This window comes from Elizabethkingia miricola, from assembly GCF_001675285.1.
Classification (GTDB): Bacteria; Bacteroidota; Bacteroidia; order Flavobacteriales; family Weeksellaceae; genus Elizabethkingia; species Elizabethkingia miricola.
In genome coordinates this window covers 213,208-232,097 of record NZ_LSGQ01000003.1, presented here as the reverse complement: position 1 = coordinate 232,097, position 18,890 = coordinate 213,208, and the positions used below count along the sequence as shown (strand labels likewise).

16 protein-coding genes are annotated in these 18,890 nt (G+C 35.3%); 5 read left to right on the top strand and 11 right to left on the bottom strand.

Annotated features, from left to right (window positions below; translation table 11 throughout):
• Window positions 1-44 precede the first annotated feature (44 nt).
• Complete coding sequence (locus ATE49_RS03930; protein ID WP_065081150.1) at window positions 45-3,347, bottom strand: TonB-dependent receptor; 3,303 nt, start codon at window positions 3,345-3,347, stop codon at window positions 45-47.
• A 2-nt stretch (window positions 3,348-3,349) separates the two neighbouring features.
• On the bottom strand, window positions 3,350-4,345 hold the full coding sequence (locus ATE49_RS03925; RefSeq protein WP_065081149.1) for a FecR family protein: 996 nt from the start codon (window positions 4,343-4,345) through the stop codon (window positions 3,350-3,352).
• Window positions 4,346-4,579: 234 nt separating this feature from the next.
• On the opposite strand from ATE49_RS03925, the gene ATE49_RS03920 reads away from it, so the two are divergent.
• Window positions 4,580-5,185 carry an RNA polymerase sigma factor gene (locus ATE49_RS03920; protein ID WP_234107789.1) on the top strand — a complete coding sequence of 202 codons (606 nt, stop codon included), beginning with the start codon at window positions 4,580-4,582 and terminating at the stop codon, window positions 5,183-5,185.
• A 49-nt stretch (window positions 5,186-5,234) separates the two neighbouring features.
• Here ATE49_RS03920 and ATE49_RS03915 read toward each other — a convergent pair whose 3' ends face one another.
• Window positions 5,235-5,465, bottom strand: a complete 231-nt coding sequence (locus ATE49_RS03915) for a hypothetical protein (RefSeq protein WP_034869512.1) — start codon at window positions 5,463-5,465, stop codon at window positions 5,235-5,237.
• A gap of 44 nt (window positions 5,466-5,509) precedes the next feature.
• Here ATE49_RS03915 and ATE49_RS03910 point away from each other — a divergent pair, with 44 nt between their 5' ends.
• Both ATE49_RS03910 and ATE49_RS03905 read left to right on the top strand, forming a co-directional pair.
• Window positions 5,510-6,406 (top strand): DUF6427 family protein, encoded by an 897-nt coding sequence (locus tag ATE49_RS03910; RefSeq protein WP_059343560.1) that lies wholly within the window; start codon window positions 5,510-5,512, stop codon window positions 6,404-6,406.
• Between the two features lie 9 nt (window positions 6,407-6,415).
• Window positions 6,416-6,997, top strand: coding sequence for a DUF3109 family protein (locus ATE49_RS03905; RefSeq protein ID WP_065081148.1), 582 nt, complete (start codon window positions 6,416-6,418; stop codon window positions 6,995-6,997).
• Between the two features lie 38 nt (window positions 6,998-7,035).
• On the opposite strand, the gene ATE49_RS03900 is transcribed toward ATE49_RS03905, so the two are convergent.
• Window positions 7,036-8,037: an alcohol dehydrogenase catalytic domain-containing protein gene (locus ATE49_RS03900; protein ID WP_065081147.1), complete on the bottom strand. Its 1,002-nt coding sequence runs from the start codon at window positions 8,035-8,037 to the stop codon at window positions 7,036-7,038.
• A gap of 71 nt (window positions 8,038-8,108) precedes the next feature.
• On the opposite strand from ATE49_RS03900, the gene ATE49_RS03895 reads away from it, so the two are divergent.
• Window positions 8,109-8,477, top strand: a complete 369-nt coding sequence (locus ATE49_RS03895; protein WP_065081146.1) for a winged helix-turn-helix transcriptional regulator — start codon at window positions 8,109-8,111, stop codon at window positions 8,475-8,477.
• Between the two features lie 50 nt (window positions 8,478-8,527).
• On the opposite strand, the gene ATE49_RS03890 is transcribed toward ATE49_RS03895, so the two are convergent.
• Window positions 8,528-9,862 (bottom strand): trigger factor, encoded by a 1,335-nt coding sequence (locus ATE49_RS03890; RefSeq protein WP_065081145.1) that lies wholly within the window; start codon window positions 9,860-9,862, stop codon window positions 8,528-8,530.
• Window positions 9,863-10,201: 339 nt separating this feature from the next.
• Between ATE49_RS03890 and ribB the strand changes: the two genes are divergently transcribed.
• Complete coding sequence (ribB, locus tag ATE49_RS03885) at window positions 10,202-11,329, top strand: 3,4-dihydroxy-2-butanone-4-phosphate synthase (RefSeq protein WP_059156801.1); 1,128 nt, start codon at window positions 10,202-10,204, stop codon at window positions 11,327-11,329.
• Window positions 11,330-11,390: 61 nt separating this feature from the next.
• Here ribB and ATE49_RS03880 read toward each other — a convergent pair whose 3' ends face one another.
• The 6 genes from ATE49_RS03880 to folK all read right to left on the bottom strand — a co-directional run bounded on the left by ATE49_RS03880 (window position 11,391) and on the right by folK (window position 18,870).
• Entirely contained in the window at window positions 11,391-11,960 is a 570-nt protein-coding gene (locus ATE49_RS03880; protein WP_065081144.1) for a histidine kinase, read from the bottom strand.
• A gap of 8 nt (window positions 11,961-11,968) precedes the next feature.
• Entirely contained in the window at window positions 11,969-12,916 is a 948-nt protein-coding gene (gene fmt / locus ATE49_RS03875) for a methionyl-tRNA formyltransferase (RefSeq protein ID WP_065081143.1), read from the bottom strand.
• Window positions 12,917-14,818: a RecQ family ATP-dependent DNA helicase gene (locus ATE49_RS03870; RefSeq protein WP_065081142.1), complete on the bottom strand. Its 1,902-nt coding sequence runs from the start codon at window positions 14,816-14,818 to the stop codon at window positions 12,917-12,919.
• 88 nt (window positions 14,819-14,906) lie between these two features.
• Window positions 14,907-16,361, bottom strand: a complete 1,455-nt coding sequence (locus ATE49_RS03865; protein ID WP_065081141.1) for an OmpA family protein — start codon at window positions 16,359-16,361, stop codon at window positions 14,907-14,909.
• Between the two features lie 480 nt (window positions 16,362-16,841).
• Window positions 16,842-18,371: an OmpA family protein gene (locus ATE49_RS03860; protein WP_065081415.1), complete on the bottom strand. Its 1,530-nt coding sequence runs from the start codon at window positions 18,369-18,371 to the stop codon at window positions 16,842-16,844.
• 64 nt (window positions 18,372-18,435) lie between these two features.
• Window positions 18,436-18,870: a 2-amino-4-hydroxy-6-hydroxymethyldihydropteridine diphosphokinase gene (gene folK / locus ATE49_RS03855; RefSeq protein ID WP_065081140.1), complete on the bottom strand. Its 435-nt coding sequence runs from the start codon at window positions 18,868-18,870 to the stop codon at window positions 18,436-18,438.
• Window positions 18,871-18,890: the final 20 nt, after the last annotated feature.

The window sequence follows — 18,890 nt, the reverse complement described above, 5'->3', positions numbered from 1 at the left end:
TTCTTACTTGAAAACTCCATACTATGCAGTGGTGAAAGAATATTTTAAAAATTGTAGGTAAAACTTAGTGTGAAACGACGGCCAACATTAAAGCGGTACAATACGTTATCTTTTTCATCATAAGCATCAGACCAGCCCTCTTTATGTGTCGCATATTTCTTATAAAATACAGGATTTTGGAATCTCACGTCACTCCTTCCTTTATCTGAATTAGGAGGATTGAACTGATAACTATTTTCATTATTATAATAAATATAGTCTTCATTGAAGATATTACTGATGTTCAGTTTAATCTCCAATTGTTTGTTTTTCATTAATTTATAGGAAATCTGAGCATCAGCTTTTCCATAAGGGGCAAGATATTCTTTACCAGCTTCATCAAAGGAAACTACATTAAGCATTTTACCAGCTTTATTATACAAAATATTTACACCAAGGCGGTCACCAAAATAGCCTAATCCCAGATTGAATATATATGGAGACTGTCCATACAAAGGACGATTATCTGTATACGCAATTTGCTTATTAATACTTTCTCCTTTTTCATTTTTAAAAGAAACACCATCTTCGTCAACACTTGAAGGTTCTTCAACTTGTACTTTAGTATCATTCACTGAAAGATTTCCTATAAACTTCAGATTTTTAAGGCTTTCAGAAATAAAACTAAAATCTTTTTGTATATCTACCTCTATCCCTTTTACTTTAGCGTTTTTAGTATTTAACCTTGTAAAAACATTTGCCGCATCGGGAGTAATACGTCTGTAAAGCTCGACAGGATTATCTATATTTTTATAATACAAACCTACTGAGATCAACTCTCCTGGTGATGGATACCATTCTGCCTTAAAGTCATAATTACTAGCAACAGAAGAAATTATAGGCATATTAAAAATTTCACCGCCCATAATTGGTTCATAATAAGGATACTTATTCCTTTCGGAGAATTGAGGACGGATTACACTTTTTGAATAAGCAAGCCTGAAATTAAAATTATTCCATGGAGTATAGGTAAAGTTGACTGAGGGCAGGAATTGCCATTTTTTATCATCAGTCTTACCTTCATAAGACCATCTTGTTTTATAAGCTGTATTTTCAATATCCTTATATAGATAATACTCTGCTTTGAGCCCCCATACAAGACGGAATTTATTCCATCTGTTATCCATCATTATATAAGGTGCGTGCTGATCTACTTTTCCGTCAAATTTATTTCCTGCTTCCCAGGTAGGCACCCAGGCAAAACCGTTTGGATTGTAATTTTTCTGATCCAGCTTAACTGAAATTGGGGCCATTAATAATTCCTGTGGAGTTAGATATCCCCCGCTTCCAGTAGCAGATCTCATGGCATTTAAAGACACCTCAAAAAAGTCCTGAGTAGCTTCTTTTGCAGCACCAAAGTAACCTACTTTTAGATTATTTTTAAAACTCCCGAGTATAAAAGGGTATGAAAAAGAAGTTTCCCAGTTATAATCTTTTTCATTATATAAATAGCTTCCTCGTCCAAAAGGCACTCTCTTAAATGTATTTCCTAATACATCCGGCATGGTGTAATAAAAATATTCATTACCGATTTTCTTATTCGTAAAGTTGAGATAGGTTACATCTTTTTGATCTCTATTGATTTCTGTTCTCGAAATAGCCCAATCCCACTTAACTTTTCCTAATTGATGTGTTCCTTCCAGTTTATTTTGTAAAAGAGCTGAAAAAACAGGTCTATTAGTCTCTTCAATAATACTAGGAGCCGTTCCTTCCGATGTATCATCATAATTCCATCCTAAAATTCTGTTTAGTCTTTGATCAAAAACTCTGGAGTAAATATTACGCAATGTAAACCTGTTCTTTCCTAGCTGTGCACCAACATTAAATAAGGCACTCCATGTAGTATTAAATTCATAGTTTCCACCAGTATTTCTGCTACTCCTTTCTATTAAATCACCATTCTTATTAGTAAAATACCGTCTGTAATTTCCCCGTTCAAAATTTTTAATCTCTTCTTGCTCTTGCCTGTTTCGGTAAGATAATGCGGCAACAAATCCCAGTTTGTTACTATTATTATGATTTAAATTAAAATAGGTCCCTCCCGAGGCTTGATACTGAATTCCTAATGGGGTATTTGATCTGTATGTTGTAAAATTGTCGTATTTAAACAGTTTTGATTGCTCTAACAATTCAGGATTAGTTTGAGCATTACCTCCATTTTCACTAGATAGTTGAAGCAGGGTTTTAACCTGCCCTATTGGAAGGTTTCTGGACCCATCATCAAAAGCCAGATAATCATACTTTCTTACTTTTCTGCCCAACTGTTCCTTAAATGTACTAATGTCATTATAGGATGAGCCCATTGAAAAATTAAAAAATGGCTCTGTGGGAATATCTTTTGTCACTATTTGTACAAAGCCACCAGCGAAATTTGCATTCATATCCGGCGTTGCAGTCTTGCTTACAATGATGTTATCTATTACCGATGTAGGGATAAGATCGAAAGAAAACATTTTTCGGGTAGGATCTGTACTTGGCTGTGTTACTCCGTCCAGTGCAGTTTCGTTCCAGCGTTCTCCCATCCCTCTTACCACAACAAATTTGTTATCTACGGTAGAAAGTCCTGTAATTCTTTTTATAGCATCTCCTGCATCATTATCAGGAGTTTTGGATATCTGCTCGGCCGAAATTCCGTCCGAAAGTTCTGCTGCTTTTTTCTGTTTAGCCAACAGCCCGCTTACAGTATTCTGCTTTTTAGCTGCTGAGATTGTTACTTCTTTTATAATACGTTCGTCCTTCCCTATTGGGCTAAGACTAAGAGAAACCTGGTTCGTCTCACTGTTTTTTACAATAACATCATCCAATATTGTGGTACTATAACCTTTTGCCCTTATTGTAAGTGTATATTGCCCTTCCGGTAATTCTATGGAAAAATCTCCGTTATTACCTGTTACAATTGTTATCCCTTCCGGATTAACACTTATTACAGCTCCTGCAAGCGGAGCGCCTACTTCATCTAATATTTTCCCGGAGACCCTTCCCTTTCCAAGAGATTGATTCCTTTGTACAATCATAAAGGAACTTTCTCCCAATGGACGGTAAGTAAATGCTGTACCGGACAAAGATTTACGGATAAGTTGTTCAGCAGATTTTGAATCCCCTTCTACAGACGGGGCATTGGTATTTTGCAGCATCGTATTATCGAATGCGATGTTGCGGCCTGTTTGCAGGCTAATTTTTTGCAACCTTGTCGTTAGATTTTCTGATGCAAAACTAACGCTTTGCGCTGGCAGAAGACCAACTAAGCTAATGCCGGCTAGTAGCAGTATACTTTTCAGGTTAACAATACTCTGGTAGTTCTTTTTCATTTTTACTTAACAGATTTATTTTTTTTATTTTCAGATTCATCAGTTTCTGTTTTATGAGAGAAAATAATTTGTTTCCCTTGCTTTTTATACTGCAGTTGGTAAATACCGCAAATAGCATCTAATATATTCTGCAGGCTCTCATCATTCCTGAAGCTGGCATTAAGGCGGATATTATCCATATTAAATGTTGAGATAAGCGTAACTCCATATTTCATTTTTACACGCATGGCCACTTCCTGAAATCCCGCATTGGAAAATACAAGATCACCTGTACGCCATGATGCTGTACGATCTGCATCGGCTTCATTTACACGCGAAGTCTTATTACGCTGATCATAGGTTAGTCTTTCATTTTTTTCGAAAACACCATACACATGCTTTGCATCAGAAATCTGAACCTTACCAGTCCTCACCGTAACAATACTCTCTCCAAGAGCCTTATAAGATTTGATATTAAATGAAGTTCCTAAAACGGTTGTTTTAAGATTTTGATAATGGACAATAAATGGCTTTTTAGGGTTTTTAGTCACAGAAAAGAAAGCTTCCCCTTCTTCTAACCATACTTCACGAAGCTTGTCATTGAATTTTGCCTTATCGTAGGTAACTCTCGTAGCATTATTAATGAATACCTCACTACCGTCCGGAAGTACTATTTTTTTAATTTCATTTTTAGCGGTAGAAAATATTGCTTTTTCGCTTTCTGAAGTTTTATTTAGCTCGAAGAAAAAGAACCCTAAAGCAAAAATGAATATGACGGATGCTGCCACAGCATAAGATCTGATAGCAATTTGTCGTGGTCTCTTAGCTCTTACATTAATTTGTATTTTCTGAGAAAGCTGCTTCCATATCAAATCCTTTTCTCTACTCTCATCAGCTGTAATTTCTGATTCTTTATCCAGTAAATTCTGTATTAATTCCTTCTCCTTAGGCAACAACTTATCTTCCCTTTCCAGAAGGCGGAAGAAAAAAGCTGTTATCTTTTCTGTTGTAAATTTCATAAATAAGTTTTCGATAGTATATCGTATCAAAAACCAATTTGTCCTTTGGCCTTTTTAGTTATTTTTCAGCAGTATCTCTTTTTCCTGAACAACTATTAATATTATATAACATTGATTAATAATTATTTACAACAAATTAAAGCTTATATGAATTTTCATTATATCAATTAAATTAATAATGTATTAATAGATTGTTCACGAAAACTTAATCCATTTACCCATAAATTTGAAGCAGTGAAAACAGAGACTGACATAGCTCTTTTAGAAAGAGTGAAACGCAAAGACCAACAGGCCTTTCGTATGTTGTATAACAGATATTTTACACTGTTATTCAGGAGAGTTTATGCCAAAATTAAAAATGAAGAAATCGCACGGGATATTCTTCAGGAAACCTGGATGAAAGTATGGGAAGAGCCCGATTTTATCCTGAAAAAGGAGATACAGCTAAATGCTTTCCTGCTAAAACATTGCGATTACCGTATCCTGGATTATTTTCGAAACCTTAAATATAAAACTGAATTCTCTGAGGAAAGTTATCCGGAGATATCTGATGATGAATATCTGGAAATACTGGATACCTTTGATACAAAAGAGTTGCTGCAGAAAATACAGGCAATTATAGACCAGCTTACCACAACCGAAAAACAGGTTTTCGAACTTCGAATGATGAAAAGGAAGTCTGTTGAAGAAACGGCAAGAATATTAAATATAAGTGAAAAAACGGTTAGAAATTATCTTTCATCTACTCTGAGCGAAGTAAGAAAGCAGCTAAAAACGCATTATAAAGCTTCTCGCTACGTTGCAGCAATATTCTATATAGAGTTATTTCTAAATAAATAAAACCGGCTGATATTTCAGCCGGTTTTTATTATATTTTTTTAAGTAATGACTAACCTTGCTTATACAAATCTTCTCTGTAATAAGGGTTGTCGTCTTCTGTATCAGAGTGGTACTCATTATCTTTATTATTTCCTAATGGAGCTACCAATATCCAGCACCAGTATACGAAATATCCACATGCTACTATGAATAGAATCCAGTTAAGAACATTTCCGAAGGTATCGTAAAACCCGAATGACCATTTGAAAACTTTGCTCAAGAATAACCAAAAAGACGTCATTATTTCCTTATTTTAATATTAACTTTGTCGCAAATTTAATAAAAATGTTCCGATTACTGTCTAAACAAACCAATATTTTTTCAATTCCGGCCTATTTGGTTTGTTTGCTGGTATTCATATCCCTATTTAATATACTGAATTTCAATTTACTAAGTATAATTTCAAGTATTATTGCTTTTCTTGGAATAGCTCTGGGATATTTCCTTTTTAATAATATAGGACTGAACAGGAACACTCATTTACCACTTTTTATATACACCATATTAGTATTTAGCTTCTATTTCGGAGATGTAAGTTTCCCATTGGCCTTTACCATTCTTACAGCCAACCTTTCTACACTGATACTAATAAGTAACAACGAAAAAATAGGAAAGAGATCCTATTTTCTTGTAGGCTGCCTTATGGGGTTCATGTATGTTGTGATGCCACAAACATGGCCTCTGATTATATTTATTATACTCCATATCTTTGCAACTTCGGGCAATATTTCTGCTAATCTTTTTCGACTATTCTTTGGGATACTCCTGCTGTTTGTCAACTACGCCGGGGTATACTATTTGCTGGATATTCCCGATTATTATACAAGACTTATTCCGTACGTATCGGATAAGATGATCACCAATATAGAACCTCTGATATTCCTCTCTCCTGTTCTACTGTTCCTGTTGTACAGTATTTATGATCATTTTGTACATTTTTCTAAGAAAAGCCCTTCCAGTAAGTTTCGTTATACGCTGCTATTGGTATACTCATTAAGCATATTGATTATTCTTATATTTTATATGGGAACCCAATACGAATTTCTCTTACTCATCGCTTTTCCGGTAAGTGTTATTACCAGCAGAGGACTTCGTTTTATATCCAAATATTGGGTAAAGGAACTTATATTATGGGGTATTATTATTTTTGCATTGCTTTTTAAGCTTGCTTATTATTTTTAAAAACAGATTATGATTCAGATAGACGATAAAATTATTTCAGAAGATGTATTTGCAGAAAATTTTGTCTGCAATCTTAGCAAATGTAAAGGAATTTGCTGTGTGGATGGGGATGCCGGAGCACCATTAGACCAGGATGAAACAGAAATCCTTGCAGAAATCTACCCTAAAATCAAGGGATACTTACGCCCTGAAGGTGCTGAAGCTATAGATGCCCAGGGTACCCACATTGTTGATGTAGATGGAGATCTTGTTACACCTTTGGTACACGGAAAAGAATGTGCTTATGTTATCTTTGACGAAAAAGGATATACCAAATGTGGTATTGAAAAAGCTTATGAAGATGGTGTAATCGATTATCAGAAACCTATTTCTTGTCACCTGTACCCTATTCGGGTAACAAAATACTCTACTTTTGATGCATTGAATTATGATGTTTGGAAGATTTGTGCTGATGCATGTACACTTGGCGATGAGCTAAAAGTGAGTGTTTACCAGTTCCTGAAAAAACCTCTGATCCGAAAATATGGCGAAGAGTTTTACAGTACTCTAACCGATGCTGCAGTAGCATGGAAACAGGAATTCAATAAATAAATATAAAGAAGCGGGAAAATGGTTTTCCCGCTTCTTTTTTATTCCATCTCTAAAACCATTTTTTTTCCGTTGGTTTTATTCTTTTCCATCAAATTAAAAGCTGTCATAAGATTTTCTGCAGACAGCTTTCCGAGATTTAAAACCTCTTGCAGATGCCAATTCTCTTCACTTTCTAAAACAGAAGATACTTGATTCAGAATTTCTCCGTATTTAAAGTGTAACTCGGGCTCTGCATAGCGGGCAATATTCATAATTATTGCCGCTTTCTGAAACAGTATATAGTTGGCTTCTTCAGTTCGCAAATTGGTAATATCTACAAACATACCTTCTCTTTTCAGAGAGTTAGCTCCAGTTTCTGTCATTTGACCACCAATACAATCAATTACAACATCATAAAGACCACTATTCCGCGTCAGTATTATTCTATCCAGATCAGACCGCTTATAAGAAACTATTTGCTCTTTGGACAATCCTTGCTTCATTAATTCACCCATGCTATAATCATTTCCTGCAGTCGCTATAATCTTATGGTATCCAAAATAATGCAACACATTAATTAATGCCTTTCCAACACTTCCTGATGCTCCCAGAATTAGTATCGACGACTCTTTTGGTAATTGTAATCTGAATACGGCCTGCCAGGCTGTGACATAAGCGATTGGAAGAGCTGTAATCTGCTCAAAGCTTAATTCCTTAGGTTTATGTGCCAATATTTCCTCAGAAACTACTACATACTCTGCAAAAGCACCATTACTGCCCATACTGCCAACAGCCAAAAAAACCTCGTCTCCTTTTTTAAAGTTTTTCACCTTATTTCCGGTTTCCTCTATTATACCTGCCAACTCGCGTCCCAAAATGTCTGAACTCATAATCCTGGCTTCATTCTTTCCTTGAAACATTTGCAAATCGATTGGATTGACGGCAACAGCCTTAACTTTTACAAGTACCTGGCTTTCTTTTTTAATTTCAGGTTTAGAATAAGTACTATCATTAATCAGTTTATTTTCTCCTTGTACAGAGACTAGTTTTACTGCATTCATAAATTTTATTTTTATGTAAATTTAGCCGGTGTAAGCTGCCAAAAGCAATAGACTTACCCGGAGGAAAGTATATGGGAAACATCAAAAAAAATGGTAATATAAGAGAAGCGTCCTGTGACGAAGAATTACGTGCAATGCGGGATTGTTTGTTTGTAATAGGGGGAAAGTGGAAACTTCTGATTCTGCGGTATCTTGCCAACAGGCAACACCTCGAATTAAATTACACTAAGATTCTTCAGGATATAAGTGGTATCTCACCTAAAGTTCTCATCAAAGAATTAAAAGACTTGGAACAAAACCAACTAATATGTCGTAAACAAAACAATGACAAGGTTCCGAAAGTATTTTACAGTCTTAGCGGATATGGTAAAACAGTTATTCCATTAACGGAAGCTATTGTTCAGTGGGGACTGGATCACAGAAGTAAAATAACAGAATAAAAAAACTCCGCTGAATAGCGGAGTTCGTATAAATAGAAAAACAACATCAATTATTTTTTCAATTCTTCCATAAATTGGTCGTGAGAGATTACCTCTTCTTTCTTACCACCTTTTTCAAGGATAGTATCTTTCAATTTAGCCATTGCTACTTCAGAAGAAATTTGTCTTACTTGCTCTTGATCTTTTAGCATTTCAACAGCATATTTCTGAACTTCTTCGTCAGAAAGGTGGTGAATACCGTAGATAGCTAATTGGTTTCTTACCAATTGCTCGGATTGTGCTAAAATATCTGCATAGTCAATTTTAACATCATTATCATTCATTAGTTTACCTTCGATGATTTGATATTTCAACTGAGCTTTTTCATTTTCAAGAATTTCTTTAGCCTGCTCTTCTGATTGAATGTTCTGATTGTTGAACATTAACCACTTGATTAAGAAAGTTTCAGGAAGCTGGATTTCTTCTTTTTCAACGATTTGTTCCAACATTTTGTTCACATAGTGTACGTCTGCATTTTGTTGGAAGTATTCGTCTAATTCTTCTTTTACTTTGTTCTTAAGTTCTTCTTCAGACTTAATGTTTTCGCTGCCATATACTTTATCAAAAAGCTCTTGGTTTAGTTCAGCTAAATCTAAAGAATAGATTTCTTTTACGGTAACTTTTACTTCGTTGTGGTGAAGGTGTTCTACCTCTCCCTGAGCGAATCCTAATTCTTTTGCTAAAGTTTCATCTTTCTGAAGATCTTCTTTAGTTACAATAGCACTCTCGTCAACTTTTTTACCTTTTACTACAGCGTAAACTTCTTTGTTGTCTTTGTTAATTGTAACATTTTTAGGTGCGTGGTGATGCTCACCTTCTGCATCTTCTTCTACAACTTGCTCAACTTGTAAAGCAATGTAAGAATCTTTGTTCATTTTGTCCTGAGGCACACGCTCTGCAAATCTCTTCTGCATGTTCTCAATACTCTGGCTGATCTCTTTTTCAGAAGCTTCTACTTTGTAGTGAGGTGCTTCATATTTAGCAAGATCAATAGTAATTTGAGGCTCGTAACCAACTTCGAAAGCCACTGTTACGTTATCATTATTATAATCTAACTCTTCTACCGGCTGTGGCACAGGCTGCCCAACAAGTCTAAGATTGTTTTCATTAATATAATTGTTTAAAGCATCGGAAACCTGATTATTGATTTCTTCATAAGCTACCCCTGCTTCATATTGTCTACGAATAAGACTTAAAGGAGCTTTACCTTTTCTAAAACCCGGAATGTTTGCATTTTTCGCGTAGTTAAGCAAAGTTTTTTCAACTTTCTCTTTATAATCAGACTTATCCAGTGTCACTGTAAGTAATGCACTTACTTCATCGTGATTTTTATTCGTAATCTTCATTAATTGAAATTTTTAGACGGCAAAAATAAGAAATATTTACTTTATTAAAAAGTCTCGTTTTATTTAGATTGCTTTTTTGTGAAAATTTTATGAATTGACTAAAAATCATATCCCAAAGCTATACTCAAATGTAGTGCGGCCCACAATTCTTTTGTATTAATATTTCTTGTATAGTTTGCAGAACTGTTCTGAAATTCATTATAGAGTCTTTCCAAAAGTTCTAACATCTACAATAAAGAATGCTTATCCACACAGAGAAAAATTTAAAACAGTTTTCAAAAATTGCGAATTGCTATCGGAATAAGTAAATTTGTGGAAAATAATATAATACAAGTAAAAATGGATAGAATCCAACTCGATACTATTCCTGAAGCTATAGAACACTTACGCCAAGGGAAAATGATCGTCGTAGTAGACGATGAAGATCGTGAAAATGAAGGAGACCTTATTGGTGCTGCCGATCTGGTAACTCCGGAAATGATAAACTTTATGACGGTTCATGCCCGTGGATTAGTTTGCGTTCCTCTCCCTGAAACAAGATGTGATGAGCTAGGTCTGGACATTATGGTAAGCCGCAGTAGCGATCCAAAAGAAACAGCTTTTACAGTTTCTATTGACCTTCTGGGCAACGGAAATTCTACAGGAATTTCTGCAGGTGACCGTTCCAGAACTATACAGGCTATGATGGATCCTAATACTAAACCAACTGATTTTATGCGTCCGGGGCATATTTTCCCTTTACGCGCTAAGGAAGGAGGTGTATTAAAACGTGCAGGACATACTGAAGCTTCAATAGACCTTACAAGATTAGCAGGCCTGAACGAAGGTGGTGTTATCTGTGAGATTATGAACGAAGACGGCAGCATGGCCAGGCTTCCGGAGCTGAAGAAATTTTCGGAAAAACATGATCTGAAAATTGTTTCTATCGAAGATCTTATCCAGTATCGTATGAAGCAGGGAGATCTTGTTGAAAGAATTGAGGAGCAAGCTATTCAGACGCATTTTGGAGATTTCAATTTCTATGCATACAAAGAAAGACATACTGACCAAATTCATTATGCTATAACAAAAGGGAAATGGGCGGACAAGGAACCTGTATTAATACGAGTACAATCCAGCAGTGCTTACTTCGATATATTCACCCGTTTAGCTAACGGTGAAAAGCCTTTGATGGAAAAAGCAATCCAGATGATTAATGCTGAAGGAAAAGGTGCCATTGTTTTTATCAACAATGTATCGGATTCAGAAAAAACAATGAACAAGCTTCAACAGTTTTTAGCTTACCAATCCGGAACTCAGGGCAAACCGACAATAAGAGCCAACTATAAAGATTATGGCATCGGCATCCAGATTCTGAAAGATTTAGGAATTAACAATTTAAAGGTTCTTACTCAGAGTCCAGACCAAAGACCAATCGTAAGTGGTTACGATGTAGAGGTTAGCGAACTGGTAGAACTAACAGTATAAAATAAAAAGTCCGGCTTAAAAAAATTGCCGGACTTTTTATTTACTAATAAACTTATATCGTTTATTTTATAAAAGCATCTATACTCTGGAAATTCCCTTCCGGATAATAAGTATTTGAGAAATTATTATTAACAGAAGGCTCATTAGTCCATCTCCTAATAACCTGCTCAGTGATCAGGTCTTTCTTCATGACTTTTTCAGTTTCACCCTTGAAATAATAAAAGGGAGATTTCTTCAATTCAGGAAACATCTTTTCCGCTTGTTCTTTATTAGATATATTCTTTTCAAAAAAAGCACGATCCGAAGCAAGAGGTGTGATCACAGCTTTTCTGCCCTCTTTTTTTAGTAAAGAATACGATTCTTCTTCCAAAACAGAATAAGGAACTGCCATCACTTCGTTTATCGGATTAACAAAAATGGTATCTCCTGCAATCTTATCTACCCTATAGGCAGTGTAATATGTTTTTCTTCCCTGGCTACCAGAAAATCCGGAAACTTTACGGAACAATAAACTTCCTGTAGTAACATCCTGTACCTCCTGTTTCATTTTCCAGCTACTGTATAAATACAGTCCACCTGCCAACACTATTATCCCTATCAGGGAAAAAACAAAAATTTCTTTAAATTTCATATCAGAGACTAAATTATTTTAATATCTGCAAAACTTTGAAATCCATTCAGGAAATCTTTCAGCGTCATTCTCTTTTTACCTTCCAGTTGCAATTCTTCAGGATAATAAATTCCATCATGTGTATAAACAGCAAAACTATTCTTATCAATTTCAATCTGTCCCGCAGATTTATCGTGTTGCTTTTTCTCGAATTTACCTTTAAATATTTTAAGAGTCTTAGCCTGTCCCGAAATTTCAATAGTCGTAAATGCAGCCGGATAAGGAGACATACCACGGATAAAATTATATACCACTTCTATATCATTCCCCCAGTTGATACGGGTATCTTCTTTAAAGATTTTATATGCTGTTTTGGGGTTTTCTACTTGTGGCTGAGGCTTTTCTTCTACAATACCTTCTGCGAGTCCATCCAGAGTCTTTACAACTAACCCTGCACCTATATCCATAAGTCTGTCGTGGAGCTGTCCCGCATCCTCATCTATAGGCACATCAGTTTCTTCTTGTAGAAGAATATGTCCCTCATCTATTTTTTCGTTGATAAAGAAGCTGGTCACTCCTGTTTTCTTTTCACCATTAATTACCGCATAATTAATAGGTGCTGCACCTCTGTAATCAGGCAGCAGAGATCCATGAAGGTTGAAAGTACCAAGGCGCGGCATAGAGAATAACACTTTTGGCATCATTCTAAACGCTACAACTACAAAGATATCTGCATTCAGGCTTTCTATCTCTTTCAAAAATTCCGGATTACGGAGTTTTTCCGGCTGAAATACCGCAAGCTGATGTTCAACAGCATATTTTTTTACAGGAGACTCATTAATTTTCTGTCCCCTCCCACTAGCTTTATCTGCTACAGTAACTACACCTACAACTTCATGATTGCTATTATGAATTGCTTCTAAAGAAGCTCTAGCAAAATCTGGTGTTCCGAAAAAAACAACTTTTAGTTTATTCATTTATAGTGTATAAGTTTTATAATTCAACATTCTGACCTGACCTCTATCTAACAAAATTTTCAGGTGTTCCAACAGTTCATCTTTGGGATAAAATTTCAGATGAACAGCTAATTCGTCCAAAGTCATTGGTGACCGCATAAGAGCTTCAAAGATTATTTTTTTGTACTCTCTGTCACTGGTTCCCATTTTACTTGTGAGGCAATAGTTACATTTCCCACAATTTTCAGTTTCTTTCTCTCCAAAATATGAAAGAATAAGCCTCATTTTGCAATAGGAAGTATCCTTGATGAAAAATTTCATTTCCTCCCATTTCTGCAATTTATTTTTTTGAATACTGGCAAAAAGATTCCAGTATCTGTTTTGTAATTCTTTATCATTTCGTGGCATCAGAAACCTGATACCAGCCGAATTGCCATCAAAGTAGTCTACAAGTCCTTTTTCGTGTAATTCTCTTAAACGTGTCCGCATTGTTTGCTCATCAACATTCATCTTATCAGTAAGCTTTTTCTCCCTAAAATAGGTTCGATGCGTTGCAACCCCGTCTAATGCACGGGACAACTTTTCTACAAAGAAACTATCTTTCTTCCCAAGACTTTCAACTTCTGATATATTGAATTTTAGTTCCAGAGATGACATTCCTTTGGATTCTTTCAGGTAAATAATTTCCTGATTATGAAGAAATCGAAGAATAGATACTATTTTAGGACGGGAAATTTTGGTGAGATTTTGAATCTTATTGGTCTGAATTTCAAAGAAACCCTCCGGAAGCTCATGTTCTGCGACCTGACAGAAGGAGTAGACATAGGAACAAACTCTTTGGTAATCGGTTTTACTGGCCAACTGACTTCTCATCAGATCATCGATCTGAGTAAGCTCACTCTGATTCCAAAGTAAAATAGTCTCTGCATTTTGTCCATTTCTACCCGCGCGGCCTATTTCCTGATAATAATTTTCAATAGACGGGGACGGAGAAAGATGTATTACAAATCCTACATTATCTTTATCAATACCCATTCCGAATGCATTTGTGGAAACAAGGGTATAATTATTTTTACTAAGCCAGTAATTCTGGCGTATTTGCTTTTCTTTTACCGGTAAACCTGCATGATAATAGTCCACCTGCTCTATGCCGCTAATCTTTAACCAGTTACTCAGATATTCCGCTTCCTTTCTGGTTCTCACATAGATAAGACCCGATTTCTCATTACTCCTAAGATAATATAGAATATGATTATATTTATCCGAAAGCTCTCTTATTTGAATATAAAGATTATCTCTTCTATAAGATTTTTTGAAAATATTTGTCTTTTTAAAATCCAGCTTCTGCTGAATTTCCTGCATCACTTTAACAGAAGCTGTTGCCGTTAATGCCAAACATGGAAGATATGGATAAGCCTGTCTGAAATCTTTTATATTCTGATAACTTGGACGAAAGTCACTTCCCCATTCCGAAATACAGTGTGCTTCGTCTACAGCTATTAGGGATAGTTTTGTATCTGTAATGTTTTCCAGAAAATTTCTGTTGGTCAATCTTTCCGGAGAAACATAAAGCAGCTTATATTCTTCATTTTTTAAATTTTGATAAATAAGCTCTTCCTGTTCATCATCAAATTCAGAACTAAGATAGGCGGCAGGAATACCTCTTTGATTAAGCTCATGGACCTGTTCTTTCATTAAAGCCAGAAGTGGTGATATTACTATTGTTGTGCCTTCTAAAAGCAAGGATGGCAATTGGTAACATAGTGATTTTCCTCCTCCAGTGGGCAATAAAGCCAGTGTATCATTAGAAGATAATACAGACTCAATAATTTCCTTCTGCTGGTCTCTAAAATGATCATAACCCCAAAACTGTTTAAGGGTTTCATCTAAAATCTGTTCATTATAAGACCGGCTTGGAATCATCGGGTAAAATTAAAGCTTTTCAGGGGTATATAAAAATAAAAAGGTGTGCCAGCAGCACACCTTCTGTTATATAACTTATTAAGAATAATTATTTCTGTTGGAAATAAACTCTTCTGTTAGCTCTGTTTTTCCATTCTGGACATTTGCTTGCAGGATTACATTCAGGGTATTTAAGATCACTCTTACCATGTCCTACAGCATCTAATCTTGAAGACTGAACTCCACTTTGGATTAAATAGTTCTTTACATTATTAGCTCTTTTCTGAGATAATTTCTGGTTATACTGAACTGTACCTCTTGTATCAGCAGCTCCTACAACTGTATATTTAGAACCCATTTCAGATGAGTTGATATAATTAACAGCACTGTTTAGGATAGCAGTATTAGAAGAAAGAATTCTGTCTGAGTTTAAATCAAATTCGATTCCTTCAAGGCTTCTTGAAACTTCAGTAACAACCTGATTGTTTGTTGGACATCCGTTGTTTTCTGGTGGTCCAGGAACAGTAACACACTTATCGTAAAGGTCGATTACTCCGTCTAAATCTACATCCAATGCTCTACCAGAACCATCTACTCTTGCTCCTGCAGGAGTATTTAGCTCTCTATCCCAGTCATCACATACACCATCATTATCAGCATCACCTTTCTTACATACTTCAATATCCTGGCTCTTATTTTCTAAGACATCAAGTTTGTAATAGATTTCCTGTAACGGGTCATGCCAGAATAAATGAGATTCATGTTTTCCGATGTTATAGGTTAGACCTAATGTTGCATTGATCATATCATTGTTACCAGCTCTTGCAGGATCTATATAAACTCCTTTAGCACCATCAAACTGCTTTCCACCAGTAATAGAATACATTACTCTTCCTTCTAAATCAAAAGACTTGCTTACTCTATACTTTAATCCTGTACCTAACTGGGCATAGAATGAATTTAATTTAAATGGCTTTACTTCTTTTGTTAAAGATTGGTTGTAAACTGGCCCCGGCTCTTGTAAATAAGATCTGTAAGCGATAGTACCTATACCTCCGTAAGCATGAAGCGCCCATCTGTATGGAGAATGATTATCTACTCTTCTGAAAAGATTAGAAATATTAACATCTCCCAAGATTGAAATCGCATCATATTGAGTTCTTCCAGCTGCACCGCTACTTGCAACATGATCCTTGGTACTTACCGCTCCTTGTCTTGTTTCTCCTTTGTCATATTGAAGTTTCAATCCGAAAGCATGAGTAATGGCTTTGTCAACACTAAAATAAGCTGCCCAGCCAAATAGATTCTTCGAACCAGACTCATCATGAAGAGAGAATAAGCTACCACTTTTCATGATAACCGTACCTGCTCCAGCAGAAATAGACCAATCATTAAATCTTTTAGATTTGTTGGTGAAAGGAGATACATTAGCTGAACCAGATGTATACGCATTAGGGTATTGCCCCTGGGCTGCAGATGTTGTAGCAACAGCTGTAGAGTCCTGACCATAAAGGGCAACAGGCAATACAAATGCTAAAGCTACACTTGCGAAATTTAGTTTCATAATTCAGTATTTTAAGTTAATAAATGATTTCGGCTTTATAACATTGAATGAGAACCCAACATTATTTTTCTGTTTGTGTTTCGTCTTGCTAATCAACTCCATTTAAGAATCTTTATAATATATAAGATGATATTCTGTATAAGCAAAGCCAAACTTCATGTTAAACAGCACTTTATCATAACTTTTTAATATAAAACCCTTTCTTTTCTGCTTAACGTATTTTCAACTTTTCTAACAGTTTTTAACAAATAAACAGACAAAATTTATGTTCCCATTAACAATGCAATATTACAAAAAATATTATTACTGACAAATCTTATACAATTCTTTATTTTATTTGAAGATTCATTAACAAAAGTAATTACGATTTAAAAATCAATAAATAAACTATTATAAAATTATATATATCACTATTCATAGTGATTTAAAAAAATAGAGTGCACAATTATGTACACTCTATTTTAGTTTATGATAAAAAATTTACTTTTTCTTTTTAGTTACTTTTTTAACAGTCTTAGTCTTTTTTACAGCAACATCACTATAATCTTTTTTAGGAAGATTGTTCCATTCACTATCATCTACAAACCTTACAGTAACTTTTCTGTCCGCCATTCTTTCAGCATCAGATGCCGTAGCAGGCACATTTGCATCAGCAGAACCAACCCCTTTTGATTTAAGAGTGCTAGAAGATACTCCTCTAGCTTCTAGAGCGCCAACAACAGCAGCAGCTCTTTCTCTGGAAAGCTTAAGGTTGTATGCTGCACTACCTTTAGCATCTGTGTGCCCGGTTAATAGATAATTTCCACCGTTGCTTTTAATAATGTTAGCAGCTGCATCTAGTTTTGCCCCTGATTCACTTGTTATTGTTGCCTTATTGAAATGGAAATACACATTTTTCAATTCCGTTTCTACTTCCGTTGCAACCTGGTTATTGTCTTTTTTCACTGGACACCCGTTGTTTTCAACTGGTCCAGGAACAGTAACACACTTATCATAAAGATCGATTACTCCGTCCAAATCTGTATCTAATGCTTTACCAGAACCATCTACTCTTGCTCCTGCAGGAGTATTTAGCTCTCTATCCCAGTCATCACATACACCATCATTATCAGCATCACCTTTCTTACATACTTCAAGATCCTGATTTTTGTTTTCTAAAACATCAAGTTTGTAATAGATTTCCTGTAGCGGGTCATGCCAGAATAAATGAGATTCATGTTTTCCAATGTTATAGGTTAGACCTAATGTTGCATTCATCATATCATTCTTACCAGCTCTTGCAGGATCTATATAACCGTCTCTTGCTCCATCAAACTGTTTTCCTCCAGTCATAGAATACATTACTCTCCCTTCTAAATCAAAAGACTTGCTTACTCTGTATTTCAATCCGGCACCTAACTGTGCATAGAATGAATTTAATTTAAAAGGTTTTACCTCCTTTGTTAAAGTCTGTCCATTAGATCCCGGCGCCTGTAAATAAGATCTGTAAGCGATAGTACCTACACCACCATAAGCATGAAGCGCCCATCTGTATGGAGAATGATTATCTACTCTTCTGAAAAGATTAGATACATTAACATCTCCTAAGATTGAGATTGCATCATACTGAGTTCTCCCTCCTAATCCGTCTACATGATCTTTGGTATTTACCCATCCTTGTCTTGTTTCTCCTTTGTCATACTGAAGTTTCAATCCAAAAGCATGAGTAATAGCTTTGTCTACACTAAAATAAGCTGTCCAGCCGAATAAATTTTTCGGACCTGACTCATCATGAAGAGAATACAAACTACCACTTTTCATGATAACCGTACCTGCTCCGGCAGAAATAGACCAGTCGTTAAATCTTTTAGATTTGTTAGTAAAAGGAGATACATTGGCAGAACCAGATGTATACGCATTAGGGTATTTCCCTTGCACTGCAGATGCTGTAGCTACAGCCGTGGAATCCTGTCCATACATTGCGATTGGCAATACACATGCCAAAGCCACACTAGCAAAATTTAATTTCATAAATCTTGTTTTTAAGTTAATAAATGATTTCGTTGTCAAATAATACTGAATGAGAACTTCAACATTATTTTTTTTCAATATTTGTGTTTAATTGTGTTAATAACTCCTTCGAAAAATCTCTTTCATATAAGTGTTTAAGATGCGGGATCATTAATTTTTGTGAATAAAATCTGATATTACCAAATTCTACAATATCTATATCAATTATCCTGTCCTCGTATCCACCTTTTGCAAAAGAGTCTTCTACTCTTCCCATTTCATGTTCAATTTCTTTAATATTCTTTAGTAACTGAACAGGTGAGAATGGTGTTTTTATTAACACGGCAATATTACAAAAAATATTCTTACTATCAAATTCGACAGGATCAGTCATAAGTTTTGAAGAGCTGGCAATTATACTCCCTAATCTGTTATTGATCAACCCCATAGCAGCATCAATATTTTTTTCCGGAAAATTAATATTGCTTCCTAGTAACAAAATCACGTTATTTGACGACATATTACAAAAATTACAGTTTT